The sequence below is a fragment of the Vibrio sp. Vb1554 genome, from assembly GCF_033344235.1.
In genome coordinates this window covers 59,562-84,494 of record NZ_JAWPOJ010000002.1, presented here as the reverse complement: position 1 = coordinate 84,494, position 24,933 = coordinate 59,562, and the positions used below count along the sequence as shown (strand labels likewise).

24 protein-coding genes are annotated in these 24,933 nt (G+C 46.4%); 10 read left to right on the top strand and 14 right to left on the bottom strand.

Annotated elements, in window-relative coordinates:
* Positions 1-11 precede the first annotated feature (11 nt).
* The 5 genes from R8N28_RS02345 to R8N28_RS02325 all read left to right on the top strand — a co-directional run bounded on the left by R8N28_RS02345 (position 12) and on the right by R8N28_RS02325 (position 5,216).
* Entirely contained in the window at positions 12-1,079 is a 1,068-nt protein-coding gene (locus tag R8N28_RS02345) for a branched-chain amino acid ABC transporter permease (RefSeq protein ID WP_005382737.1), read from the top strand.
* Positions 1,080-1,124: 45 nt separating this feature from the next.
* Complete coding sequence (locus R8N28_RS02340) at positions 1,125-2,369, top strand: ABC transporter substrate-binding protein (protein ID WP_005373285.1); 1,245 nt, start codon at positions 1,125-1,127, stop codon at positions 2,367-2,369.
* An 80-nt stretch (positions 2,370-2,449) separates the two neighbouring features.
* The gene (locus tag R8N28_RS02335; protein WP_005373283.1) at positions 2,450-3,271 is read left to right on the top strand and encodes an ABC transporter ATP-binding protein; all 822 of its coding nucleotides are present in this window, start codon (positions 2,450-2,452) and stop codon (positions 3,269-3,271) included.
* Positions 3,272-3,280: 9 nt separating this feature from the next.
* Positions 3,281-4,483, top strand: coding sequence for a phenylacetate--CoA ligase family protein (locus R8N28_RS02330; protein ID WP_017820353.1), 1,203 nt, complete (start codon positions 3,281-3,283; stop codon positions 4,481-4,483).
* 136 nt (positions 4,484-4,619) lie between these two features.
* Complete coding sequence (locus tag R8N28_RS02325) at positions 4,620-5,216, top strand: methyltransferase domain-containing protein (RefSeq protein WP_017820352.1); 597 nt, start codon at positions 4,620-4,622, stop codon at positions 5,214-5,216.
* Between the two features lie 288 nt (positions 5,217-5,504).
* Here R8N28_RS02325 and R8N28_RS02320 read toward each other — a convergent pair whose 3' ends face one another.
* From R8N28_RS02320 to budA, 3 genes are read right to left on the bottom strand one after another with little or no spacing between them, the layout of a single operon-like run.
* Positions 5,505-6,263, bottom strand: a complete 759-nt coding sequence (locus R8N28_RS02320; protein WP_065275215.1) for an SDR family NAD(P)-dependent oxidoreductase — start codon at positions 6,261-6,263, stop codon at positions 5,505-5,507.
* Complete coding sequence (alsS, locus tag R8N28_RS02315; RefSeq protein WP_065275216.1) at positions 6,260-7,963, bottom strand: acetolactate synthase AlsS; 1,704 nt, start codon at positions 7,961-7,963, stop codon at positions 6,260-6,262. The genes R8N28_RS02320 and alsS overlap by 4 nt, the downstream gene beginning before the upstream one ends.
* A gap of 29 nt (positions 7,964-7,992) precedes the next feature.
* A complete protein-coding gene (gene budA / locus R8N28_RS02310; RefSeq protein WP_065275217.1) occupies positions 7,993-8,778 on the bottom strand; it encodes an acetolactate decarboxylase in 786 nt (261 codons plus the stop codon).
* Between the two features lie 97 nt (positions 8,779-8,875).
* On the opposite strand from budA, the gene R8N28_RS02305 reads away from it, so the two are divergent.
* From R8N28_RS02305 to R8N28_RS02295, 3 genes are all read left to right on the top strand, one after another.
* Positions 8,876-9,757, top strand: a complete 882-nt coding sequence (locus R8N28_RS02305) for a LysR family transcriptional regulator (RefSeq protein ID WP_065275218.1) — start codon at positions 8,876-8,878, stop codon at positions 9,755-9,757.
* Between the two features lie 129 nt (positions 9,758-9,886).
* Positions 9,887-10,612, top strand: coding sequence for a hexitol phosphatase HxpB (gene hxpB, locus R8N28_RS02300; RefSeq protein WP_053349210.1), 726 nt, complete (start codon positions 9,887-9,889; stop codon positions 10,610-10,612).
* Positions 10,605-11,111, top strand: coding sequence for a hypothetical protein (locus R8N28_RS02295; RefSeq protein WP_020480907.1), 507 nt, complete (start codon positions 10,605-10,607; stop codon positions 11,109-11,111). Before hxpB ends, R8N28_RS02295 begins: the two co-directional genes overlap by 8 nt.
* 133 nt (positions 11,112-11,244) lie before the next feature.
* Here R8N28_RS02295 and R8N28_RS02290 read toward each other — a convergent pair whose 3' ends face one another.
* Genes R8N28_RS02290 through R8N28_RS02280 form a run of 3 tightly spaced genes read right to left on the bottom strand, consistent with a single transcriptional unit; the run spans position 11,245 to position 13,794 of the window.
* On the bottom strand, positions 11,245-11,373 hold the full coding sequence (locus R8N28_RS02290) for a DUF2474 domain-containing protein (RefSeq protein ID WP_005373267.1): 129 nt from the start codon (positions 11,371-11,373) through the stop codon (positions 11,245-11,247).
* Positions 11,374-11,393: 20 nt separating this feature from the next.
* Entirely contained in the window at positions 11,394-12,401 is a 1,008-nt protein-coding gene (cydB, locus tag R8N28_RS02285) for a cytochrome d ubiquinol oxidase subunit II (RefSeq protein WP_065275219.1), read from the bottom strand.
* Between the two features lie 28 nt (positions 12,402-12,429).
* A complete protein-coding gene (locus tag R8N28_RS02280; RefSeq protein ID WP_005382691.1) occupies positions 12,430-13,794 on the bottom strand; it encodes a cytochrome ubiquinol oxidase subunit I in 1,365 nt (454 codons plus the stop codon).
* A 136-nt stretch (positions 13,795-13,930) separates the two neighbouring features.
* Between R8N28_RS02280 and R8N28_RS02275 the strand changes: the two genes are divergently transcribed.
* A complete protein-coding gene (locus tag R8N28_RS02275) occupies positions 13,931-15,364 on the top strand; it encodes a PLP-dependent aminotransferase family protein (RefSeq protein WP_082240185.1) in 1,434 nt (477 codons plus the stop codon).
* 9 nt (positions 15,365-15,373) lie between these two features.
* Here the strand turns inward: R8N28_RS02275 and R8N28_RS02270 are convergent, their stop codons facing one another.
* The gene (locus R8N28_RS02270; RefSeq protein ID WP_053807851.1) at positions 15,374-15,922 is read right to left on the bottom strand and encodes a sugar O-acetyltransferase; all 549 of its coding nucleotides are present in this window, start codon (positions 15,920-15,922) and stop codon (positions 15,374-15,376) included.
* Between the two features lie 333 nt (positions 15,923-16,255).
* On the opposite strand from R8N28_RS02270, the gene R8N28_RS02265 reads away from it, so the two are divergent.
* Positions 16,256-17,122 carry a mechanosensitive ion channel family protein gene (locus R8N28_RS02265; protein ID WP_005373258.1) on the top strand — a complete coding sequence of 289 codons (867 nt, stop codon included), beginning with the start codon at positions 16,256-16,258 and terminating at the stop codon, positions 17,120-17,122.
* Positions 17,123-17,220: 98 nt separating this feature from the next.
* On the opposite strand, the gene R8N28_RS02260 is transcribed toward R8N28_RS02265, so the two are convergent.
* The 7 genes from R8N28_RS02260 to R8N28_RS02230 all read right to left on the bottom strand — a co-directional run bounded on the left by R8N28_RS02260 (position 17,221) and on the right by R8N28_RS02230 (position 24,850).
* Complete coding sequence (locus tag R8N28_RS02260; protein WP_005373256.1) at positions 17,221-17,541, bottom strand: DUF1840 domain-containing protein; 321 nt, start codon at positions 17,539-17,541, stop codon at positions 17,221-17,223.
* 173 nt (positions 17,542-17,714) lie between these two features.
* A complete protein-coding gene (locus R8N28_RS02255) occupies positions 17,715-18,617 on the bottom strand; it encodes a hydroxymethylglutaryl-CoA lyase (protein WP_053349205.1) in 903 nt (300 codons plus the stop codon).
* A complete protein-coding gene (locus R8N28_RS02250; RefSeq protein WP_065275220.1) occupies positions 18,598-20,646 on the bottom strand; it encodes an acetyl/propionyl/methylcrotonyl-CoA carboxylase subunit alpha in 2,049 nt (682 codons plus the stop codon). The genes R8N28_RS02255 and R8N28_RS02250 overlap by 20 nt, the downstream gene beginning before the upstream one ends.
* Positions 20,639-21,421 (bottom strand): enoyl-CoA hydratase-related protein, encoded by a 783-nt coding sequence (locus R8N28_RS02245; protein ID WP_017633676.1) that lies wholly within the window; start codon positions 21,419-21,421, stop codon positions 20,639-20,641. Before R8N28_RS02245 ends, R8N28_RS02250 begins: the two co-directional genes overlap by 8 nt.
* A 105-nt stretch (positions 21,422-21,526) precedes the next feature.
* A complete protein-coding gene (locus tag R8N28_RS02240) occupies positions 21,527-23,134 on the bottom strand; it encodes a carboxyl transferase domain-containing protein (RefSeq protein ID WP_053349203.1) in 1,608 nt (535 codons plus the stop codon).
* A gap of 114 nt (positions 23,135-23,248) precedes the next feature.
* Positions 23,249-24,418, bottom strand: a complete 1,170-nt coding sequence (locus R8N28_RS02235; protein WP_005373245.1) for an isovaleryl-CoA dehydrogenase — start codon at positions 24,416-24,418, stop codon at positions 23,249-23,251.
* 45 nt (positions 24,419-24,463) lie between these two features.
* Positions 24,464-24,850, bottom strand: coding sequence for a MerR family transcriptional regulator (locus tag R8N28_RS02230; protein ID WP_005373242.1), 387 nt, complete (start codon positions 24,848-24,850; stop codon positions 24,464-24,466).
* Positions 24,851-24,933 lie beyond the last annotated feature (83 nt).

Here is a 24,933-nt window from a genome sequence, read left to right as displayed (position 1 = left end):
GGAGAAATAACATGGCTCAACTTAGCATGCGCCCATGTGGGGATTTTCGAACCACATACAAAAGCGATACGCCAATTTTTGAAACCAAAACCATCAGAAGCCTTGCGATTGCAGGTGTCATCGCCATGCTGGCAGCACCGCTGGTCTTGGATATTTACTTCCTAAACCTGTTTATTCAGATTGCATACCTCGGTATCGCGGCATTGGGCTTAAACATTTTGGTTGGTTTTACCGGACAAATCTCGCTAGGTCACGGTGCGTTCTTTGGCTTTGGCGCCTTTGCATCGGCTTGGTTAAATAACCAGTTTAACATTCCAGTCGTGTTTGCGATTCCGCTCGCGGGTTACTTAACCATGATTGTGGGGATGCTGTTTGGTCTGCCAGCGGCTCGAATTAAAGGTTTATACCTAGCTATCGCAACGTTGGCGGCGCAGTTTATTCTAGAGGACTTCTTTGCTCGCGCAGATTGGTTCAGTGGCGGCTCATACGGTGCTAGCGCGAACCCAATTAATTTGTTTGGCTTTGAGTTTACGACTGACGAAAGCTTTTTCTATATCGCTCTGTTTGCGCTGATCTTCATGTATATGTGGGCATCAAACTTAATCCGTTCTCGTGACGGTCGCGCGTTTGTCTCAGTACGAGATCACTATCTGTCAGCAGAGATCATGGGCATCAACCTAACTAAGTATCGTCTGCTCTCATTTGGAGTGTGTGCATTCTATGCTGGCATCGGGGGCGCACTCTACGGACATTATCTAGGGTTTGTATCAGCAGAAGGTTTCACCATCATGATGTCTATCCAGTTTTTGGCCATGATCATCATTGGTGGCTTAGGCTCAGTCAAAGGTACGCTGATGGGTACGATATTTATCGTACTTCTGCCTGAAGTTTTAGAGTTTGGCGTAACGGGGCTTTCAGCGTTTGGTGATACCACCGCTTTCACTGATGGTCTGGCTTACTTCAAAGAGATGGCGATTGGTTTAGTCATCATGCTGTTCCTCATTTTCGAACCTCAAGGATTATCGCATCGCTGGCAACAGATTCGAGCATATTGGAAACACTATCCGTTCTCATATTAACGTGGAATTAAGTGGAATATACCTCAATAACAAGGACAACGAGTTATGAACAAAGGACATTTAGCGACAACGTTGGTGCTGTCATCTGCACTGTTTACTACCGCAACTTGGGCAAAAGATTCTGTGTTTGTCGGGCAATTAGTCGACTTTTCTGGACCAACTGCCTATGTGAGCAAGCCTTATGGTTCTGGCGTGCGAGACGCATTGCGTTGGATTAACCAAAACGGTGGCATTAACGGTACCGAGCTCGAATTTGAAACAGTAGACATGGCGTACAAAGTACCAGTGGCGATTTCTAACTATAAACGTTGGGTTGCGCGTAAAGACATGGTTGCGCTGCAAGGTTGGGGTACGGCGGATACCGAAGCGCTTATTTCGTTTGTTACCAAAGACAAAGTGCCGGTGTTCTCTGCTTCTTACTCTGGTCACTTAACTGACCCAACTGGCAAAAACCCAAAAACCGCGAAACCAGCGCCTTATAATTTCTTTTATGGTGCGTCGTACTCAGATGCGTGCCGTGCGCTAGTTAAGTGGGCGAAAGAAGATTGGGAATCTAAGGGCAATCAAGGTGCGCCGAAATTTACGCACATTGGCGATAACCATCCATTCCCGAATGCGCCAAAAGAAGCGTGTGCAGAGTACGCCAAAGAGCTTGGTTTTGATGTGCAAAACCCAGTCGTTGTGTCACTAAAACCAGGGGACTTTAAAGCGCAATGTTTGTCGCTGAAAGAGTCAGGCACCAACTACGGTTACATTGCCAATATCGGTAGCTCGGTTATCTCACTAGTGAAGTCTTGTAACACGGTTGGGACAGAGTTCCAGTACATGGCAAACATTTGGGGCGGCGACAAGCCAGTGCTTGAAGCAGCAGGCGATGGCCTTAAAGATTACGTTTTCCCAGGTATGACGGCGTTTTGGGGAGACGATAACGAAGGCATGAAGCTGGTTCGTGAGATTTCTAAGCAGTCTGAATCAGAGCCGGGCGAATTCAGAACTCACCATTACATTCGCGGTATCTGTTCTGCGTTCTATATGAAAGAAGCGATGGAGTGGGCGAAAGATAATGGTGGCATCACAGGTGAAAACATCAAGAAGGGCATGTATGTCCATGACAACTGGGTACCACAAGGCTTAGAAGGTGTTTGTGTCCCTGCGAACTGGAAACCGGAAGATCACCGAGGCACAACAACCGTGAACGTCTTTATGGGCAACAACGATGGCGGCGCAGTTGATATCAAGAAAGTATCACAGGTGACATTGTCACGTCGTGACGATTGGCTAGGTTACTAATCTACGACTTATTAATAACAAAGCTTACTGAAAATAAGGATGGGTGAGAGAACACTCTCACCCTAGCAAGGAGTAGCTTGATGGCTGAATTAGCAACGAATATCGAACCGGCAGAAATACTGCTTTCAGTGAACAACATTGAAGTCGTCTACGACGAAGTAATACTAGTACTTCGCGGTGTGAGTTTAGAAGTTCCAAAAGGGCAGATTGTGACCTTACTGGGGGCCAACGGTGCGGGTAAATCCACAACGTTGAAAGCCATTTCTGGTTTATTGAAAACCGAAGATGGTGAAGTGACGCGCGGCGAAATCAACTTCATGGGCGAGCGTATAGACAACAAAAGCCCGGAAGAGATCGTCCGTTCGGGCATCTTCCAAGTTATGGAAGGGCGCCGAATTGTTGAAGATATGACGGTAATAGAAAATCTTCGCTTAGGCGCTTATACACGCACTGACAACGAAGTTGAACAAGACATCGAAATGGTGTTTGACTATTTCCCGCGACTCAAAGAGCGCACTGGCCTGGCGGGCTATTTGTCTGGCGGTGAGCAACAAATGTTAGCGATTGGCCGAGCGTTAATGGCTCGACCGAAGATGATTTTGTTGGACGAACCGTCTATGGGGCTTTCTCCACTGCTAGTTAAAGAAGTATTCAGCATTATTAACAAGATCAACAAAGAGCAAGGTATTACCATGCTTTTGGTTGAACAGAATGCCAACTTCGCTCTTCAAGCGGCCGATTACGGTTACATCATGGAATCAGGCAAAATCGTACTAGATGGCAGCAAGCACGAATTGCTAAACAATGAAGACGTAAAAGAATTCTACCTTGGCGGCGGCGATGAAGATCGCAAGAGCTTTAAGAATCTGAAATCTTACAAACGTCGTAAGCGTTGGTTGTAAGGAGCAAGGATGAACGAACTATTTGATGCGAAAGAATCGTTGTCTCTACAGGCGCGAGAAGAGTCGTTGTTTCAACGTCTGCCAACGTTGATTGAAAATTCGAAAGTCAATAGCGAACATTACGCGGCGCATTTTTCTGGGTTAGAGCCTACATTGGCAAACAATCGTGAAGGGCTTGCTCAGTTCCCGATTACACGTAAGTTCAATGTACCTAATCAGCAGCAACTTAAACCGCCGTTTGGTGGCTTAAATAGCGTTGCCATTGGTCAAATGGCGCGTGTTTTTCAGTCTCCTGGGCCTTTATATGAGGCTCAAACGGATGAGGCCGATTTCTGGCGTATGGGGCGCGCGTTTCACGCTGCTGGGTTCTGTGCGGGTGATTTAGTGCATAACACGCTCTCTTACCATTTCTCTCCTGGCGGATTTATTATGGATGGTGGCGCAAGGGCTTGTGGCTGTGCGGTATTTCCGGCTGGAGTAGGCAATACCGAAGCGCAAATAGAGGCAATTAAACAGCTTCAACCTAATGGTTACACTGGCACACCTTCTTATTTGCTGACGTTGCTACAAAAGTACCAAGAGAAATACAATGAGCTGCCTAGCTTTGAGAAAGCTCTGGTCTCTGGTGAAGCGGTTACAGCAGGCATGCAACAGATGTTTGAGGAAAAAGGCATTGCAGTCTTTCAAGCCTACGCAAGTGCAGAGCTTGGTTTGATTGCTTATCAAGTGTCTGGTGAACAAGGATTAGTGATTGCCGAAGATATTATTGTTGAAATCGTTGATCCTGATGGTGTTCCTGTACAACCGGGAGAAGTCGGTGAAGTCGTTGTAACGTCGTTCGATGAGAAGTTCCCGCTGATTCGCTACGCAACGGGAGATTTATCGGCATATCTAGAGACAAGTTCTGATTCTTCACGCACGAATGCACGAATTAAGGGCTGGATGGGACGAGCAGACTCCGCGGTGAAAGTAAAAGGGCTGTTTGTTTATCCGCATCAAATCCAAGAAGTCTGTCGTCGCCACGATATTAAAGGCTCCTTGAAAATTGAGCGCGATGGCTTCAACGATGCCATTACTTTTTGTTGTCATGATGTGCATGTATCAGCAGAGGACATTCAAGCAACACTACAGTCAGTCACTAAACTGAAAGGCAATGTCCAGTTTGTACCGAACCAAGTGGAGCAGCCGTTAATCAATGATCTTCGCAGTTAACTCATTGGTGGCATAAGTGCAGTAGAAAGTGGTTGTCATAAAAAACTAACAACGTCAGACAAAAGGCTAGAAAAGGGATACCACATTGCGCTGCGTATCCCTTTATTTTTTACTACCGCAATCAGGGAGCGGGTAAATGAAACAGGCACCAATGATTAACACACAATTCTGGGATGATTTGTTTATCCGAGGCACTATGCCTTGGGATGCCCAATCGACACCTCAAGAACTCAAGGACTATCTCGACAATTCACTTCATGTAGGCCAGTCAGTGTTTATTCCTGGGTGTGGTGCCGCTTATGAACTGAGCACTTTTATTCAATATGGGCATGACGTGATCGCGATGGATTACAGCCAAGAAGCGGTAAAAATGGCGCAATCAGCGTTAGGTAACTACAAAGATAAAGTCGTATTGGGTGATGTATTTAATGCCGATTTTTCTCACTCGTTTGATGTCATTTACGAGCGGGCCTTTCTCGCAGCACTACCAAGAGACATGTGGTCAGAATACTTTGCTATGGTGGATAAATTATTGCCAAGCGGAGGTTTTCTAATTGGTTTTTTCGTCATTGATGATAATTACCTATCACGCTTCCCTCCATTTTGTTTGAGAAGTGGGGAACTGGCATCTTTTCTAGAGCCCACGTTTGAACTTGTGGAATCCTCAGTGGTGGTAAACAGTGTTGAGGTTTTTAAAGGCAGAGAGCAATGGATGGTGTGGCAGAAACGTTAGTCGTCACTGAGACTTCTTTAGAAAGTATTCGCGGAAACTGTCTGGTTCTTTGTGAATCGCTGATACATAAGTCTTCACTCTATACCTGATGGAATGCTCACATAGTTTGTCGGTTTGTGTGAAACATTAATTTCTCGTTGCTGGTTTAAGTTGTTGAGATATCTCTAACAGCGGTTGAGTGGTTGAGTTTATTGCTGGCATGGGTTGTGTGCTCAGAGCGTAAAGCGACAGATCAGCATCGATCCGAAAGGTAGTAGAACGTCTCTTACTGATCTGTCTATTTCATGCTTATACTATTTTAGGTTGACCATCTGATGCGGTGGCACCGCCGTCTACAGGTAGGTTTACGCCATTAATGACAGATGCGTCATCACTTGCCAAGAAAGTCACGACAGACGCAATTTCTTCAGGTTCGGCTGCTCGGCCAAGCGCAATGCGCTCATTGAATTTATCGCGGATGTCCTGCGGCCAGCCGTTTGTCATGTTGGTTTTTACTAAACTTGGGCATACGGCGTTAATTCTTACCCCATCCGCACCATGGTCCAATGCCATCGCTCGGGTAAGGTTCACCACTGCGCCTTTACTCGCGCAATAGAATGCGGCACCCCAGTCACCACCCAAACCGGAAACGGACGCGGTATTTACCATACAACCTTTCGTTTTTAAGAGTTCAGGCAAAGCAAACTTCGAGCAATAAACAACACCATCAATGTTTACACCAGAGATCTTCTTCCAGTCTTCCACACTACCTTCAATCACGGAACCTGGGACATGTACGCCAGCATTGTTTACTAAAATATCCAGTTTACCGAAACGGGTAACAACATCAGAAATCAGTGCTGCGACTTTGTCTGGATCAGAAACATCAATGGAATGTGCAGACACACGCTGCTTATCAAAGCCCTCAACGGCGTTTGCCAACTGTTCTTCATTCCAATCGGCAAGAGCGACGTTTGCGCCTTCTTCATACAAACGTTTTGCGATGGCCAAACCAATACCATTGGCAGAACCAGTGACGAGTGCGACTTTATTTTTTAATCCTCTCATGCGATTTCTCCTTCGAAACTTACAAAAACGGGATCTTGATTTTTCTCTGTGCGCGGCAACATCAGTTTGTCGTTGTCGCTGTAATCTACTGGGATAGCCACCACTGCTGGTCCTTCAACGTCCATGGCTTTATTCAATGTCGGTAGCAATTCGTGTTGACTAGTCACTGCGAAGCCTTTCGCGCCAAATGACTCGGCGTAGGCCTTGAAATCAATTGGTCCAAATTTCACACCAGAGCAGCGCTGATATTTGTTGATCTCTTGCATTTCTACCATGTTGTAGGCGTTATCAACCCACACAATATGGACTATATTGCAGTTCAGTCTAACCGCGGTTTCTAACTCCATGCTCGATTGCATAAAACCGCCGTCTCCCGATATCGATACCACTTTGCTACCAGGTTTTAGTAGGCTGGCACCAATGGCCCATGGTAGTGCAACGCCCATTGTTTGTTGGCCGTTAGACACCAGCATTTGGCGAGCTCGAAAACAGCTTAAGTAACGAGCGATCCAGATGTGGAAGCTCCCCATATCAAGGCATAGCGTGGTATCTGGTGTGATGATAGATTGCATGGCTTTAATTAGCGCCAGTGGATGAAACCCTTGCTTGTTATAGACATTGGGATAGGTCTTGATCACTTGCCGTTGCAGTGCTACCTCTTCCAGTACTGAAAGTGCCGTTGGGGAAAGGCGAGCATATTCAGAGATATAGCTGCCCATTTTGTCTAATGACTGCGCAATGTTTCCGACGATTTCAACACAAGGTTGATAATTAAGTTGGTATTCTGCTGGTTCAATATCGAGGTGAATCACTGGGTTGCGGTGGCTGTTCCAAAGCTCAGGGTCATACTCTATTGGGCTAAAGCCGATGGTGAGAATTAAATCGGCGTCCCGCAGTAAAACATCGCCAGGTTGGTTATTAAACAAACCGACACGCCCAGCAAAGTGATGATAGTAATTGATGTCTACCGTGCCGGCGGCCTGGTAAGTGCCGACAACGGGTAGCTGCGTATTTTGAAGAAATCGGGCGATAGCAGCAGCGTTTTGACTGCGGCTCGCGTGAAGGCCAAGTAAAACCACACAGCGCTTTGCTTTACTGATTCGACTGACCGCTTCTTCGATTGCTGCGATGTCTGCGCAACCAGGCTGTGTGTAAGGCGAGGGGACAATAATGTCCGTTTGGGTTTGCTCGGATAAAACATCTTGGGGGAGACTCAAAAAGCAAGCCCCAGGACGACCTGACTCTGCGATACGAAATGCGTTCGCCATGATCTCGCTTGCGGCGTCCACATGCTGCACTTCAGCACTGAACTTAGTTATAGAGCGAAAAATACTGACGGTATCCATGCTCTGGTGTGTTTGTTTTTGCTGGTCAGTTCGTTTCACCGCACCACCGATAGCAATCAGCGGATCGCCTTCGGAGTTTGCTGTTGCCACTCCCGTAACTAGATTTCCACAGCCAGGGCCTGACGTAACCATGGTGACGCCTGCTTTGCCGGTTAGTCTTCCCATAACGCCCGCCATAAATGCGCCGTTAGCTTCGTGGCGTACCGGAATCATTTGGATGTTAGTGTCTTCAATCGCATCGAACAGTCGATCGATTTTTGCACCGGGAATACCGAAAATGTACTTAATGCCGAGAGACTCTAGCTGTTGAGCGATCAACTGAGATCCATTTTTATTTGAAGGTTTGGATTGCATTTGTTGTCCTTATTATTTGCCTGACTTTGTTACTTTTCCGCCTTTTCTATGGCGGTATTTATATCTTCCGGAGCCAAATTGGCGTTGAGGAAGTCTGTCGATACCGGGGTATCAATCACTAGCCGCGAGACTTTGCCAATCTGGAGGAACCCTGACGAAATGCTGTAATCCTGAATATGACCACCTCCTTGGCGGTCATCGGTAATAAAGTGTTCGTGATAGCCGGGCACATTGATGCCAGTCGTATATTTAGGACTGCGAAAGCCGGCGACCACGCCTTGCTTATGCGTGAAGCGGAATGTTGGTTGTTCTTTGACCACTTCAAGCATTGGTCGATAAGGGCGTGTTTGTTTAGGTACGGTACGAGTACGAACTGAATCGAAAACACCATCAATGCGCACTGCGCAAAATAGGTTATCGCTTGGAACCAGGTCGTCTATGAGGCTATGGACTTCATGACGTGACATGCGCGATGTCAATGGCAGCTCGATATCAGGCTTAAAAAAAGTCATGACAGCAAAGGGCGTTTTTTGCGCTAGGTCTGCCGGGTTTGCGGAGCCATCCGACTTGAGTTGAAAAACTTCCTTATCAAAAGCAATCAACTCACCATCCAATTCATTGAACGTACCTAAACCAAAATCCCCATGTTTCAGCAGTTCTTTTATGGTTGTTGAGCCTTCGTAAACACCAGCGATCAAAGCACTCATTAACGAAGTCTGATAAATCTCACCATCTCCGGTAGCGTGATGGTATTCAGAAAATTCTTTCGCTACTTCAAGCGAACAAGCACATAGAGGGTTATAAAATCCACGCATGAGTAAGACCAGTTATGCAATGAAGAGTATATTTAGATTGACTTCTACACGGTGCTAAATCCAATATAAAAAAGATTTATTTTGATATGGAAAATATATGGAATTTCGCTACCTGAAGTATTTTGTCGCGGTCGCCGAGACTCGTCACTTTACCCGAGCAGCTGAACAGCTAGGGATTGCGCAACCTCCTTTAAGTCAACAAATCAAAAAGTTAGAGCACGAGCTTGGCGTAGACCTATTTAAGCGCTTGTCTAGAGGAGTAGAACTGACCCATGCAGGGCAAGTCTTTTATACGGATGCGGTAAATATTCTTGCTGATGTGGAACGCGCTAAAGCAAAAGCCCGACAGATTGCCCGTGGTGAAAATACGCAGGTTAAAATTGGGTTCGCGACGTCAACATCAACCTGCATTAAGGTATTGGAGAGGATTGGGCGTATTCAAGAGAATGGGGTTCATTTACAGACGGCGGAACTGTCAATGCCAGAGCTTGCCACTCAGTTAAAAAGCAAACAACTTGATCTCGCAATCATGCGGCTACCCTGTTACGCCAGTGAGCCTTTTGAGCACAAGGTGTTGTTTAACGACCCGTTTGTCGCGGTGATTCCGGCGGGCCACGAACTGGCAAAGTATCCCTGTATCCAGATGAAACAGTTGAGAGGCCATAAAATTTTACTGTTTCCACGAGAGACTGGACCCGCATTGTTTGATGGCATGAGTACACTTTTTGCCGACGCAGGAGTAAGGCTCGAACCACAGTTCGCAGCACCGCAACTTCGTACGACGATTGCCATGGCGCAGGCCGGGTTAGGTATTGCTCTCGTTCCGCGCTCACTGGCTGAACATCTCGATGATTCCGCGACAGTCGCCGAGATTGAGGATATCCCTCTCACTAGTCGTGTTGTTGTTGCTTGGGAGGCATCTAATCTCAATAAACAAGCGCTAAAAGTAGCCATGCACATCGGTCATGTTGAGGCTTAAAGATGAGTCATCGAACTGGCTCTGATAGCCACAGGCAAATGTGATACTCTCACTCGTTATATGCAAAGCTATGCTTTGGTTGAATAGACAAATCTTACTCAACGAATAGAACTTACTGAGGATGTACCAATGATATACGCTGCGGTCTTTGATATGGACGGGTTGCTGATTGATTCAGAACCTTTGTGGAAGGAAGCGGAAAAGCAGGTGTTTTCATCAGTTGGTGTCCAAGTGACCGAAGTGCTGTCAAAGCAGACTGCAACTATGACGACAGGTGAAGTAACAAGGTTTTGGTATGAACGTAATCCTTGGCAAGAAAAGAGCCTAGAGGAAGTAGAGAATGCTGTTGTGGATAAAGTGGAGGCATTAATAATTGAAAAAGGATGCGAATTAGAGGGTGTTACAGAAACACTCAAATTGCTTAAGGAAAAAGGGTTTAAGATAGGGTTGTCTACTAATTCACCTTATCAACTCATTCCCATCATTTTGAACAAACTCGGTATTGCCAGTTACTTTGACGCGATATCATCGTCAGACGATGTAGAGCAGGGTAAGCCAGAGCCAGATGTCTACCTTTTAACAATCAATAAACTAGGTGTAGATTCAAGTAACTGTATTGCCTTTGAAGACTCTTATTCGGGTATGCTTGCGGCAACACGAGCAAACATAAAAACAGTCGTGATACCTCAACCTGATAAGTTCTACCAAGAGTTTAATGAAGCCAGTCTAAAGCTGCAAAAGCTATCAGAGTTTAATGAAAGCCATTTGGCGAGTTTAATGGACTTGAATTTGAAAGAAACAATTGCACCAACACCGCATGAAAGTTTTTTAGAAGAAGGACTTGATTGTGAATAGTCGGTCGCTGAAAAAATACCTACTGCCAATGTTCTTATTGGTTTTACCTATAGAATCATTCGCAAAAGATACGACTATGTTGGACGAGCTCAATAATCGATTTGTTACATTTGAAAGGCGATTTGATGATTGTATCAACTCTGCTTCTCAAAATGATATGAGTGAAAACATTGTCGGTCAGATTCAAGCGCTTAATATTGATTTTGAAATTTCGGTTGGCTATTTATACAAACAATCACTTTATTTATGCTCTGATGATGAATTCAGTGATTTAGCAAGAATTATCATGATAATTGAAACCTCCGATAATGATGGATTGCAATTATCAAAGGCAAAAGCTAGTCAAATTAGAAAGCTACTTTTTAGCAAAGTGGATTTACGTTTAGAGTCGAAGTTTCAAAGTTTACCGCAAGATAAAAAGGAAGCATTACTGAGCATTGCGAAAAAGCTTGAACCTTTTGATCTCGTAAGCATGCATGAACGACTTCAGGCAATGTAGACTTATGAAAGAATGTTTTGAGTAGATTCTTAACGCTTGGCTTTTTCATTAAGATTGAGTATTAGGTTCAACGCCTCTAGCTCTTACACAAGATCTAGAGGCATCCATTTTTTATTGACTTAAACGTGTCGAGCTAAGATTTTAACCCTGCAGCGGTCATCATGACGCGAAATAACATAGACACTAACCCTAATGCAGCGACGCTAACGACCCAAATTCCAACCATCCAAGCCCACTGGCGGCACCAATTTTTGATTTTCATACTCACTCCTTATCAACTCGTTAATGGTACGCTTCGTCTTCTTTCACTTTTCCGGAGAAGACGTAGTAACTCCAAAAGGTGTAAGCCAGAATGATCGGGATGATGATCACCGCTCCAACGAGCATAAAGCGCTGACTGCTTGCAGGAGCCGCTGCTTCCCATATCGATATGCTAGGAGGAATGATATTTGGCCAGATACTGATGCCAAGCCCAGCGAACCCGAGAATCACGATCACCAATGCCATCACGAAAGGGCTGCGCTCTTTACGCTTTTTAACGGAGTCGGCAATCTTCAAACATACCAGCCCAGTAATGACAGGTACCGGCAGTAAGTAGAACAAATTAGGCAGAGAAAACCATCTTTCCGCAATGGCAGGGTAAGCAAGTGGAGTCCAAGCGCTCACAATGACTAATGCGGAGATCATCGCCAGTAGTGTTTTGTTAGTGAAGCGGTGCATCGTGTTTTGCAGTTCACCTTCCGTCTTCATGATGAGCCATGTGCTACCAAGCAGCGCGTACGTTGCGACTAAACCCAAACCACAAAAGATGGGAAAAGGGCAGAGCCAGTCGAGTTGGCTACCTACGAAGACGCGGTTTTCCACCGCAAAGCCTTGAATTACCGCGCCAACAACGATGCCTTGGAAAAACGTGGTTAAAATCGAGCCGACCATAAAAGAGCGATCCCAGAACTTTAAGTGGTTTTCCAATGCTTTAAAGCGAAACTCAAACGCTACGCCACGAAAGATCAAAGCAATCAACATCAACGTTAAAGGGATGGTTAGCGCTTCAATAATCACCGCGTAAGCCATCGGAAAAGCGCCAAATAGAGATGCGCCTCCAAGCACAATCCAAGTTTCGTTGCCATCCCAAACTGGCGCGACACTGTTGACCATGACGTCTTTTTGTTTTTCATCCTTGATGAAGGGCATCAGTATTCCAATACCCAAATCGAAGCCATCCATGATGATGTACATCAAAGTGGCAAAAACGATGATCGCGAACCAAATCACGGATAAATCAAAATGCATATTTTCTACCTTCACTTTGTGACAAATTCTAAATGCGACCTGAAACGGTCGTCATGTCGTGCTCATCGTGTTCGATTGCATCGGGGCCTTTCTTGATTTGGTGGATCATGTAGTAATAACCAAAACCAAATACCAAGCTGTATACAACAAGGAAACACAGCAGGCTGATGCTCATTTGTAGGTCTCCGTGTGCAGAAACCGCATCACGCGTTTTTTGTACGCCATAAACGACCCAAGGTTGCCGACCAACCTCTGTCGTAAACCAGCCAGCGAGTATTGCGATAAGACCAGATGGCCCCATAAACAATGAAAACTTGAGGAACCAACGCGAGGTATAAAGCGTGTTCTTTTTTCGTAACCATATGCTGTAGAAGCTCTGTAAAATCATCAGAAGTCCTAGCCCGACCATGATTCGAAATGACCAAAAGACGATAGGTGAGTTCGGTCGTTCCTCTTTCGGGAAGTCTTTCAGCGCCGGGATTGGCTCAGTTAAACTGTGGCGTAGGATCAAACTTCCTAAAACAGGAATTTCTAAGGCATAGTCTGTGCGTTCTTGTTCCATGTTTGGCATGCCGAACAATATCAATGGGGTTGGTTTGCCATCACTGTTATCCCAATGTCCTTCGATGGCAGCGATTTTGGCGGGCTGGTGTTCCAGAGTGTTTAGCCCGTGCACATCGCCAATCACGGCTTGGAGTGGCGCAAGGAACACTAAGATCCCGAGCGACATCGAAAACATGGTTTTTACCGCAGTCGATTGATTGCCTCTCAATAAATGCCAAGCGGCTGACGCGCCTACAAAGAGTGCCGAACTGACGAAAGCCGCGACGCTCATGTGCGCCAAACGATAAGGAAATGAAGGATTGAAAACGATAGCAAACCAGTCGGTTGGCACCACACGTCCGTCGACAATTTCATAGCCTTGTGGCGTTTGCATCCAACTGTTGGAGGCGAGAATCCAGAACGTCGAAATGATCGTGCCTAACGCCACCATCGAGGTTGCAAAAAAGTGCAGCTTTTCGCCGACGCGACGCCACCCAAACAGCATTACGCCAAGAAATCCGGCTTCGAGAAAGAAAGCCGTTAACACTTCATAAGTCAGTAATGGGCCTGTGATAGAACCAGCGAAGTCGGAGAAACCACTCCAGTTGGTGCCGAATTGATAGGCCATGACAAGACCAGATACAACACCCATTCCAAAGTTAACCGCAAAAATTTTCGACCAGAAGTGATAGAGCTTTTGGTAATCGGGATTACGTGTTTTTAGCCATAAGCCTTCCAGCACGGCGAGATAGGTGGCCAAACCTATGGTGATAGCGGGGAAAATAATATGAAAGGATACCGTAAAGGCGAACTGTATCCGTGCAAGCATAAATGCGTCGAGGCCAAACATTAAACTTCCTTTGATCTTTTAAGTTTTATGAGAGAGCTATTTTAAAAGGAGCGGAATGAGGGAAGTAGGTACAGACAGTGACTATAAACCTATAACAGATTAAATATTGAAGTGTTATTATTTTGAATTCGGCTTTATGGAAGGGGATTTGCGTTTGGCGAAGTATCAAGAGTTAGTGGAGCAGCTTAAAAGGCAGATAAAATCGGGGATATGGCATCCGGGTGACAAGCTGCCTTCGCTGCGTCGCCAATCTGAACACTCGGGTTTGAGCTTGATGACGGTGTTGCACGCGTATCAAATTCTGGAATCTCAAGGCTGGGTCACGTCACAGCCGCGATCTGGTTATCGAGTCGCGCCCAATATTAAGAGCTCAAATGAACCCCAAGCGCCAGCCGCGGTTTCGTGGACTGAGCAGGTAGACATCAATGAGTTTATCTTTGATGTTCTGCAGGCGAGTAAAAATCCATCCATGATCAATTTTGGCTTTGCCTATCCAGACCCAAGTTTGTACCCACGATATCACGTGAATCGGGCGATGAGCGCAGCCGCTCGCAATATGCCGATTTCCACCACCTTTGATAACTTACCGCCGGGAAACGAGCAATTACGCACCATCATCGCGAAGCGTTATGCTGCGAAAGGCATTGAAATTTCACCCGATGAAATTGTCATTACGGCAGGCGCGCTGGAGGCGTTAACGCTCAGTTTGCAAGCCTGCACAAGACCGGGAGATTGGGTGGTTGTGGAGTCGCCTGCATTTTATGGTGCATTGCAATCCTTAGAGCGGTTAGGTTTGAAAGCGCTCTCAGTAAGAACAGACCCAGTCACGGGCATTGACCTAGACTCATTGGAACGAGCGCTGCAAACACACGATGTGAAAGCATGTTGGCTGATGTCGAACTTCCAAAATCCTCTGGGTTTTACGCTCACCAACGAGAAAAAACAAAAGCTGATTGAGCTGACACAGCGATATAACGTGCCAGTGATTGAAGATGATGTGTACAGCGAACTGCATCCAGGGAATGACTCGGTTTACCCACTAAGAATGTTTGATGACACGGGCAATACCATGTTGTGCTCCTCGTTTTCAAAATCATTAATAGCAGGGCTACGTATTGGTTGGGTTGCGGCGGGAAAGCGGGCGCTAGAGGTACAGAAGTTACAGTTAATGAGTACATTAGCGACGAGTGCACCAGTGCAAATGACATTGGTGCACTATTTAACAAGCCGCAATTATGAATCGCATTTGAAGCAGTTACGGAAAAAGCTGTTTGAACGTAAAAGTAAGATGACGGATCTGCTTAGTGAGCTGTTACCTGAAGCAGTCAAAGTGTTAAGCCAAAGCGGTGGGTACTTTATTTGGTTAGAGCTTCCCAAGCATATTGATGCCTTGCAGATATATCGAGAAGCGCTAAAAGGTAATATCAGCATCGCACCGGGAAAGATGTTCAGCCTGACAGAACAATACGATCACTGTATTCGTCTTAACGCTTCTTTTGAGCTCAATGACAAATATGTTCATGCTCTCAATCTGCTCGCTAATATTATTCGCGAGCATTTGGCGAAATAGCGACTTTCTTCAGTTTTTTGGTTTAATGGAGCGCGCCGGATTTCCAACAACTCGATCGCCCGGCGCAACGTCTTTGGTTACAACAGAGCCAGCGCCGACGACGGCCTCATCGCCAATGGTCACGCCTGGCAGTATGATAGCGCCCCCACCAATCCAAACGTTATTGCCGATTTTTACCGGTTTGGCGATCTCATCTCCGGCTAAGCGTCTTTGTGTATCGAGTGAATGAGCGGCTGTGTAAATTTGCACTCTAGGCCCAATCATGACGTTCGCGCCAACCTCAACCTGCCCATTGTCCAGAATAATGGCATCCCAGTTGATGTAGGTGTTTTCTCCGATGGACAAGTGACAACCGTAGGTAAGTTGTAGCGGTGGCTCTATACAGGCGCTGTTCTTTAATTGGACGCCCATTTCCGCCAATAGTTGTCTACGGATATCTGGGTTTGGCTCTTGGTTAAATTGGAAGACAAGCTGCGCAGTTTTGGCGCGCATTAGCTTTAGTTCTTCATCCAGACAATTATAGGTTTCTCCAGAGCGCATCCGAGTCAGTTCTGACATGACAATCATTCCATCAATGTTATTTGCAATAAGGTGCATAATAGGTGAGAGTGATTCGAAGTGAAAATTTGATGCTTAAAAATCAGAAAGTTATCACTGATTTGCCTTGCGTATCCAGTTGGTTGATTGGCTCGTTTAGTTCACAAAGACGTCCCCCCTAAATGGCTTAATCGGTTGAAGCCAAAGTGGGAAACCACTCGAAGCGTTTTACGTAGATTACAATATAGTTAATAAGAAGAACTTAATTGAGCCGCTGCGCTATCGATTGATCCAAAAATTTACGACTTATGCGCTCTGGCTTGCTGGCAACGATGAATCAAGAGTGAGCACTTTATGTTCGAACGGGTCATTTCATTTTTAGAAACAACACTGTTTACCTTTAACGAACAACCTATCACGTTGTGGGCGATATTGATGGTGCCGACATGGGTGATTGTCGCTTTATGGTTGTCCAAAATTTTAATCAAAACCGTTACGTCAAGAATGTCCTCATCGGGGAAAGATCCAAACGTTATTCATTTGGTTAAACGGATATTATTTGTCATCGCTCTAGCCATTATTTTTATGACCACACTTTCGATGATCAATGTGCCAATCACCGCGTTCGCCTTTCTGTCTGGTGCCATCGCTATCGGCTTCGGTTTTGGTGCGCAAAACATCATTAACAACTTCATAAGTGGCTGGATTTTGATTGGTGAAAAGCCAATCCGAATTGGGGACTTTTTAGAGGTTGAGGGCGCCAAAGGCACTGTCGAGCAAATAAATACACGCTCAACGAGAATCAGACGAACCGATGGTGTTCATATGCTCATACCCAACAGTCAGTTGATTGAGAACGTGGTGATCAACTGGACGTTATGCGACAGATTAGTTCGTGGCTCTGTCGTCGTCGGTGTCGCGTATGGGAGCGATGTCAAACAGGTTGCTGCCTTAATGGCGGAAGTGACTTCGCAGCAAGCGCAAGTTCTGAGTTCGCCAGCGCCAGATGTGTTTTTTCAAGACTTTGGTGACAATGCTTTGATCTTCGAATCTTATTTTTGGATTAACTCAACGGTTGAGGGCGGTATTCGCTCGGTCGCAAGTGCCATGCGTTTTGAAATCTACGAAGCTTTCGAAAAGCACGGCATTGAAATCGCGTTTCCACAACGAGATGTGCACATTGATGGGCAAATCAAGTTGTCTAGGGAGAGAAACGGATAGGGCGATAAGCGGTATTGGTGTTCTTATCTTGGTGTCGAGTAACCATAGCGAGGCGGTCACAACACGGATTCACCTCGCTAGAAACCAGTTTGAAGGCGTTATTGGTTGTCCCACATGACTTCGCATTCTTCTTTGATTGCTGATTTTAGCAACTCAATCAGTGGAAACGCTCTGCGTCCTAGGCTTACCGCGGGCTCTGCTTGTTCTTCCTCTTCGTCTACATCAGTAGGGAGGTTTTCTTCAGCTGCATTTTTCGCAGATAGAGCAGAAGTTAATCTTGATAGCGCGTCAGGAACATCTTGAGCGGAAATTGATCCCGGCACCGTGCCGCTGTGACCCATCATTTTGAGCATATCTAATGCAATATCACCAAACATTGTGACGTTTGAGTGACTTCGACAACGAAATGTTATGAGCATTTACCTGATCCTGTTTTATATGTTCGGTTTGAAACTAAATTGTAGCTGAAATCAGACACTAATTAATGTGATGAAGACCGTTGAGCGTTAAGGTTTTTATGAGTAACAACAAAAAACGGGCACGTACGTCTGCATGCCCGTTGAAATACATTACCTGATTGGTTGTTGATGATTTACAAGCTATACGGATCGCCCAGAGCTAATGCGACCCTAGAAGCAGGAGACTTTCCTAACGCACGGCAAATTTGCCAACCCGCTTCATTGATGACGCTAAGGTCAACGCCCGTTTCAATCCCAAGTTGCTCACACAGATAAAGTACATCTTCCGTTGCAACATTACCACTGGCTCCTTTCGCGTAAGGGCAGCCGCCGAGCCCCGCTACTGCGCTATCAATGGTGTTGATGCCCATTAACAAGGCTTGATAGATATTGGCTAATGCTTGCCCATAAGTGTCATGAAAATGTACTGCGAGCGCGTCTTTTGGCAGTAGCGTTAACAACGAATCCAGCATGGCGATAACGCGATTAGGCGTTGCTTTACCGACAGTATCACCGAGCGAAATCTCATAACATCCCATATCAAACAACGTATTGGCGACCTTGGTAGTTTGCTCTGGCTTGATTACTCCCTCATATGGGCACACCATGGTACAAGACAAGTACCCGCGTACAGGAATGTTATGCTGGTTCGCCAATTCGATAACGGGCTCAAATCGAGCGAGACTTTCGGTAATGCTGCAGTTGATGTTCTTCTGGCTGAACGTTTCTGAAGCGGAGCCAAATACCGCAATTTGCTTTACACCGCTTTCCAGCGCACGTTCTAACCCTGCGAGATTTGGTGTGAGAGCGCTATAAACCACGTCAGGCTTTTTTGAGATACCAGCAAACACCTGATCGGAATCGGCCATTTGAGGCACCCACCTTGGAGAGACGAAAGATCCCGCCTCAATATGCTTTAAGCCACTGCTGCTTAGTTGGTTAATCAAACGGATTTTATCAACCAGCGTCACTGACGTTTCATTTTGCAGACCATCACGAGCGCCGACTTCGACGATATTAACCTTCGCTGGTAGCATATTCGCGCTCCTTATCTTCACTGACGTTATCCGATATCAAAGCCAAATTCAGCAGGATGGAACCGTGCTGTACTTGGTCCCCGTGCTGATAAAACAATTCGTCGACTTTTGCTGCTACCGGAGCCGTGATGGTGTATTCCATTTTCATTGCTTCGAGTACCAAAAGCGGATCGCCCGCCGCCACTTCGTCACCTTTAGCCACCATAACTGCTGAAATTATGCCGTTGAGTGGTGCGGTTGGACTTAGTTCATCATCTACATCTTTTGCAGAGTCAAAGTTAGGTTGATGAGCGAACGTGCGTTGCTGGCCAAGATAAAACGGTGTTGTCTGTTGCTCATCGCTAAGTGCATTAAAGGTGTAACGCACATTATCAATATCGACGATAAACTGGTTGCCACTTTCAAGCAGGATGACTTGATGCAATTCCTCGCCGCATCGGACAGTGACGTGAGAACCTGTATCTTGCGATGATTGTTGCAAACGTATCTGATGGTTGGCATTGGCATCCGTGAAGTTAAATCGATATACGTTGTCAACTGACAGTCTAAAACCTCGTTTGGTTGGCGCGGGTAACGTTGAGTTGACTGATTTTGAAATGAGATCATTCCAGTGAGCAACAGCCGCCAACGTTAGCCAAATAGAATCCGGCACGTCTTGCTGCTCATTTATGCCTTGTTGATGTGTGACGAGGAAACCTGTATCAAGCTCAACCTCGGCAAAGGCTGGCTGAGAAATAATGCTGTGCAGATAACCAATGTTTGTCGTTACGCCACGTACGTGATATTGATTTAACGCCTGCTTAAGCTGCTTGAGCGCGATATCACGAGTTTGCCCCCAGACGATCAGTTTGCTGATCATTGGATCGTAATATTCGCTGATGCTATCGCCTTGGGTAACACCACTATCAACGCGTACGCACGCTAGGCGCACATTACTGTCTGATACGGGTTCTTTTAAGTAGTCAATGCGGCCAGTCGACGGCATAAAGTCATTGTCTGTATCTTCTGCGTAAATTCGCAGCTCAATTGAATGGCCGTTGTGGGTGATTTCAGATTGCGAAATAGGTAAATGCTCGCCAGCTGCAACTTTGAATTGCCACTCCACCAAATCAACGCTGGTGATCAATTCAGTGACAGGGTGTTCAACTTGCAGACGGGTATTCATCTCCATGAAGTAGAATTGACCTCGGCTATCGAGTAAGAACTCCACCGTGCCCGCGCCAACATAGTCGATCGCTTGAGCGGCCTGAACCGCAGCTTCACCCATTTGTTTACGCAGTTCATCACTAAGACCGGGAGCTGGTGCTTCTTCCACAACTTTTTGGTGACGGCGTTGAATGGAGCAATCGCGATCAGAAAGATAGACACAGTTGCCATGTTGGTCAGCAAATACCTGAACTTCAACGTGGCGAGGCTGCAATATGCATTTTTCGATTAGAAGCTGCTTGTCGCCAAAGCTTGAAAGTGCTTCACGCTGCGCACCGTCGATGGCCAGCGGCATTTCGGCTGCGCTATTGACTACTCGCATGCCTTTACCGCCACCCCCTTGGGTTGCTTTAAGCATCACTGGGTAACCGATTTTTTCAGCTTCTGCTAATAAATGCTCTACGCTGTTGTCTGTGCCGTGATAGCCCGGAACCAATGGTACGTTCGCCTCTGACATGATGGCTTTGGCTTGCGACTTCGAACCCATTGCTTCAATTGCGCTGGTGGAAGGGCCAATAAAAACAATGCCATTTTCGCTGCACGCTTTCGCCAGTTTCGGGTTCTCGGAAAGAAAGCCATACCCAGGGTGGATAGCATCGGCTTGCCATTTTTTCGCAGCGCCGATAATCGCATCGATATCGAGATACGATTCACTCGCAGGAGCGGGGCCAATGAATTCAGCGAAATCCGCTTGTTTAACATGTAAGCTGCTGCGATCCGCTTCGGAATAGACGGCTACCGTCTCGATAGCCATGCTTTTTGCGGTTTTAATGATTCGGCAGGCAATTTCACCGCGGTTTGCGATCAGTATTCTTTTAAACATGATTCCTCCAATTGGCGGCGCGCTTTTCAAAAAATGCAGCTAGTCCTTCTTGTCCTTCACTGGACACGCGAGCGGTTGCAATAGCTTGGCTGGTGTATTCAATTAATGAATGATCGATAGGTTGGTTATCACAGCGTAAACAAAGTGCTTTTGCTGCCTGCATGGCTTGTGGACCGTTGTTGAGCAGGTGATCAATGGTGCGATTGACGGCTTCACGTGGTTGAGCGTCTATCTGATGAAGAATACTCATCGATAGCGCGGTTTCGGCATCAATCAGTTCCGCGGTTAAAAAGTAGCGTCGGCTTTGTCGTTGTCCAATCGCTCGGATTACGTAAGGTCCGATGGTGGCGGGTAACAAACCGAGCTTCACTTCACTCAAACAGAAGCGGCTTTCAGGTGTACCAATAGCGATATCGCAGCAGCAGATAAGCCCAAGTGCGCCGCCAAATGCAGCGCCATGCACCATAGCAATAGTCGGTTTGCTAAAGGTATCCAGCGTATGCAAAAGTTTTGCTAGTTGCTGTGCATCTTGCAGGTTTTCACTCTCGGTTTTGGTGGCCATTGACTGCATCCAGCCAAGATCCGCACCCGCAGAAAAGTGTTTCCCTTGCGCCGTTAGTACCAATGCACGTAGAGAGTCGTCTCTCTCAAGTTTTTCCAAGGTTTCGATAAGTGAAGCAATTAATTCATCATTAAACGCGTTGTGTTTCTCTGGTCGATTGAGGCTCAACCAAGCAACGCCATTGCTGTCTTTTTCAAGCAGTAGTCCGGTCATGTGACTTCCTTTGTCTGACATTTCAGTCTCTATTCCAATGCTCGCTAACCGTTACTTGTATAAACATCGGTATTCGCGAGGAGTTAAGGTTTGCCTTGCATCCGGCTACATACGGAAGATGCCAAATTTGCTGTCTGGTATTGGCGCATTAAGCGCAGCAGACAGAGCAATGCCGACAACATCACGGGTTTTCGCAGGGTCAATAATGCCGTCGTCCCACAAACGAGCACTGGCGTAATAAGCGTGACTTTGAGTCTGATATTGCTCCGCAATTGGACGTTTGAACGCTTCTTCTTCCTCCGCGCTCCAGCTTTCACCTTTGCGAGTTTTGATATCGCGGGTCACTTGCGCCATCACGCCAGCCGCTTGCTCTCCACCCATGACGGAGATGCGCGCGTTTGGCCACATCCACATCATGGTTGGATCATAAGCGCGGCCACACATGCCGTAGTTTCCTGCGCCATACGATCCACCAATAACCACGGTAAACTTCGGCACGTCTGCACACGCAACAGCAGTTACCATTTTCGCACCATGTTTGGCGATGCCTTCGGCTTCATATTTTTGGCCGACCATAAAGCCCGTGATGTTCTGCAAGAAGAGCAGAGGAATTTTGCGTTGTGCGCACAGCTCAATAAAATGCGCGCCTTTTTGTGCTGATTCCGAAAATAGAATGCCGTTGTTAGCGACAATGCCAATCGGCATACCGTGAATATGGGCAAAGCCACAGACCAAGGTTTCGCCGAACAAGGCTTTAAATTCATCGAACTGGGAATCATCAACAATTCGGGCAATGACCTCTTTAACATCAAACGGCTTTTTGAGATCGGTTCCGACGATGCCGTACAGCTCTTGGGCAGGAAAACGTGGTTCCTGTGGTGCTTTTTGCTTGAGTTGAACGGGTTTCAAGTGGTTAATTTGAGAAACGGCTTGTCTTGCCAACTCTAACGCGTGGTGATCATTTTCTGCGTAATAGTCCGCCACACCAGAGGTGCGACAATGAACGTCTGCGCCACCAAGATCTTCCGCGCTGACTTCTTCACCTGTCGCTGCTTTTACAAGAGGTGGACCTGCCAAAAAAATCGTGCCTTGTTCTTTGACTATGATGGATACGTCGCACATGGCAGGAACATAAGCGCCGCCAGCGGTACATAGCCCCATGACCACCGCAATTTGTGGAATGCCTTTGGCCGACATACGGGCTTGGTTGTAGAAAATACGGCCAAAATGGTCTTTATCTGGGAATACCTCATCTTGGCGGGGTAGGTTAGCGCCGCCAGAGTCGACTAAGTAAACACACGGCAGTTGGCATTTTTCTGCAATTTCTTGTGCTCTTAAGTGCTTTTTCACGGTGAGTGGGTAGTAACTGCCGCCTTTTACCGTCACGTCGTTCGCGACGATCATGCACTCAGTGCCGTCAATCACACCCACACCTGCAACCACTCCAGCACATGGAACGTAATCTGGATACACATCCCAGCCAGCAAATTGACCAATTTCTAGAAAGGACGAACCAGGGTCGAGTAGGGCAAGAATGCGCTCACGTACCGGAAGTTTGCCTTTCTTCTGCTGATGCTCGCGGGCTTTCTCACCGCCACCATCTTCTATTTGGGCAGTCACGGTATAAAGTTGATCTACAAGTGACGCCATAGAGCGGTAGTTTTCCTGATACTGCTCTGAATGGGTATTAATATTGGTCGTCAAACAAGCCATAAATAGCCGATCTCCATTCGGTAGACGGGTGACACCACCCGCCTTTATCTATGTTGAATAAGATTTAGGTTGAATAAGGAATTTATTTAGATTCAGAACGCCTAGGTATGTTGATTAGGCGCTTTCGTTAAACAATTCGCGACCAATAAGCATGCGGCGAATTTCTGAAGTGCCCGCACCGATTTCATACAGCTTGGCATCTCGCAACAAACGGCCCGTATCAAACTCGTTGATGTAGCCGTTACCGCCAAGTAGTTGAATCGCATCCAGTGCCATCTTGGTTGCCAGCTCTGCGCTGTAGAGGATCGCGCCAGCAGAATCTTTACGTGTGGTTTCACCGCGATCACAAGCGGCAGCGACGGCGTAAACATACGCTTTAGCGGCATTCATTTGTGTGTACATATCCGCGATTTTTGCTTGAACTAGCTGGAATTCACCGATGGATTTACCGAACTGTTTACGGTCGTGAATGTAAGGCACAACGATATCCATACACGCCTGCATGATGCCAAGTGGGCCGCCTGCAAGCACCACACGTTCGTAGTCGAGGCCGCTCATCAATACTTTCACGCCTTGGTTTTCTTCGCCGAGAATATTCTCCGCAGGGACTTCGCAGTTTTGGAAGACCAGCTCACACGTATTCGAGCCGCGCATACCCAACTTGTCGAGTTTTTGTGCTTGAGTAAATCCAGGGAATCCGCGTTCCACAATAAATGCCGTGATGCCTTTGGAGTGCTGGCTTGGGTCGGTTTTTGCGTAGACAACATAGGTGTGTGCATCAGGGCCGTTGGTGATCCACATTTTGTTGCCGTTTAGCAGGAAAATATCGCCTTTACGTTCGGCTTTAAGCTGCATAGAGACCACATCAGAGCCGGCGCCGGGTTCACTCATAGCAAGGGCGCCGATATGTTCACCGGAGATGAGCTTAGGTAGGTATTTCTCTTTTTGCGCTTGTGTGCCGTTACGGTGGATTTGGTTGACGCAAAGGTTGGAGTGAGCGCCGTAACTTAACGCAACCGAAGCGGATGCTCGGCTGATTTCTTCCATAGCGATAACGTGGGCGAGATAGCCCATGCCTGCACCACCAAACTCTTCGCTGGTGGTCACACCTAAAAGACCCATGTCACCTAATTTGGACCAAAGATGGTTTGGAAAGTCGTTAGTTTGGTCGATAGATTGCGCTAGCGGCGCAATTTCTCTTGCAGCAAAACTATTGATTTGCTCGCGAAGCAAATCGGTATTTTCGTCATAAACAAAGTTCAGGGAAGAGTAGGTAGATTTCATTGCGTGTCCTTGCCTTTACGTCACCTACATCCCAGAGTTGAGGTGTTAGGTGACTTTTTCGCCTTTCATGGATCTCAGTGTGTTTTGGCATCGCAACTGCGCAGCATTTAACTCCATCATTACCGCTTGAATGTCGTTTGCTTGCTGTTGCAATGCTGCCTTCTTCTCTTCGATCAACCGAATCATATAGTTCAACTGCTCAGTACTTTGATCGGTATCGTAGAGTTCAAATAACTCTTTGATATCTGCAAGAGAAAAGCCCAATCGCTTACCTCGCAAAATCAGTTTTAGTCTAATTCGATCACGACCATTGTAGATTCGAGTGTTGCCTTTACGTTCTGGAGTTAGGAGACCTAAATCTTCGTAGAAGCGAATGCTTCGAGTAGTAATGTCGAACTCTTTCGCGAGCTCGCTGATCTTAAATGTGTTCATTCCTTAACCTTACGACTTTCGTATAACATTTACATGAATATACAATTCGTTAACGTTAAAGTAAACAAACAACATTCACTCTT

Excerpts from the sequence above, each read along its gene's own strand:
- R8N28_RS02345 (WP_005382737.1), top strand. The coding sequence starts at position 12 with ATGGCTCAACTTAGCATGCGCCCATGTGGGGATTTTCGAACCACATAC.
- R8N28_RS02340 (WP_005373285.1), top strand. The coding sequence starts at position 1,125 with ATGAACAAAGGACATTTAGCGACAACGTTGGTGCTGTCATCTGCACTG.
- R8N28_RS02335 (WP_005373283.1), top strand. The coding sequence starts at position 2,450 with ATGGCTGAATTAGCAACGAATATCGAACCGGCAGAAATACTGCTTTCA.
- R8N28_RS02330 (WP_017820353.1), top strand. The coding sequence starts at position 3,281 with ATGAACGAACTATTTGATGCGAAAGAATCGTTGTCTCTACAGGCGCGA.
- R8N28_RS02325 (WP_017820352.1), top strand. The coding sequence starts at position 4,620 with ATGAAACAGGCACCAATGATTAACACACAATTCTGGGATGATTTGTTT.
- R8N28_RS02320 (WP_065275215.1), bottom strand. The coding sequence starts at position 6,263 with ATGAGAGGATTAAAAAATAAAGTCGCACTCGTCACTGGTTCTGCCAAT.
- alsS (WP_065275216.1), bottom strand. The coding sequence starts at position 7,963 with ATGCAATCCAAACCTTCAAATAAAAATGGATCTCAGTTGATCGCTCAA.
- budA (WP_065275217.1), bottom strand. The coding sequence starts at position 8,778 with ATGCGTGGATTTTATAACCCTCTATGTGCTTGTTCGCTTGAAGTAGCG.
- R8N28_RS02305 (WP_065275218.1), top strand. The coding sequence starts at position 8,876 with ATGGAATTTCGCTACCTGAAGTATTTTGTCGCGGTCGCCGAGACTCGT.
- hxpB (WP_053349210.1), top strand. The coding sequence starts at position 9,887 with ATGATATACGCTGCGGTCTTTGATATGGACGGGTTGCTGATTGATTCA.
- R8N28_RS02290 (WP_005373267.1), bottom strand. The coding sequence starts at position 11,373 with ATGAAAATCAAAAATTGGTGCCGCCAGTGGGCTTGGATGGTTGGAATT.
- cydB (WP_065275219.1), bottom strand. The coding sequence starts at position 12,401 with ATGCATTTTGATTTATCCGTGATTTGGTTCGCGATCATCGTTTTTGCC.
- R8N28_RS02280 (WP_005382691.1), bottom strand. The coding sequence starts at position 13,794 with ATGTTTGGCCTCGACGCATTTATGCTTGCACGGATACAGTTCGCCTTT.
- R8N28_RS02275 (WP_082240185.1), top strand. The coding sequence starts at position 13,931 with ATGGAAGGGGATTTGCGTTTGGCGAAGTATCAAGAGTTAGTGGAGCAG.
- R8N28_RS02270 (WP_053807851.1), bottom strand. The coding sequence starts at position 15,922 with ATGTCAGAACTGACTCGGATGCGCTCTGGAGAAACCTATAATTGTCTG.
- R8N28_RS02265 (WP_005373258.1), top strand. The coding sequence starts at position 16,256 with ATGTTCGAACGGGTCATTTCATTTTTAGAAACAACACTGTTTACCTTT.
- R8N28_RS02260 (WP_005373256.1), bottom strand. The coding sequence starts at position 17,541 with ATGCTCATAACATTTCGTTGTCGAAGTCACTCAAACGTCACAATGTTT.
- R8N28_RS02255 (WP_053349205.1), bottom strand. The coding sequence starts at position 18,617 with ATGCTACCAGCGAAGGTTAATATCGTCGAAGTCGGCGCTCGTGATGGT.
- R8N28_RS02250 (WP_065275220.1), bottom strand. The coding sequence starts at position 20,646 with ATGTTTAAAAGAATACTGATCGCAAACCGCGGTGAAATTGCCTGCCGA.
- R8N28_RS02245 (WP_017633676.1), bottom strand. The coding sequence starts at position 21,421 with ATGACCGGACTACTGCTTGAAAAAGACAGCAATGGCGTTGCTTGGTTG.
- R8N28_RS02240 (WP_053349203.1), bottom strand. The coding sequence starts at position 23,134 with ATGGCTTGTTTGACGACCAATATTAATACCCATTCAGAGCAGTATCAG.
- R8N28_RS02235 (WP_005373245.1), bottom strand. The coding sequence starts at position 24,418 with ATGAAATCTACCTACTCTTCCCTGAACTTTGTTTATGACGAAAATACC.
- R8N28_RS02230 (WP_005373242.1), bottom strand. The coding sequence starts at position 24,850 with ATGAACACATTTAAGATCAGCGAGCTCGCGAAAGAGTTCGACATTACT.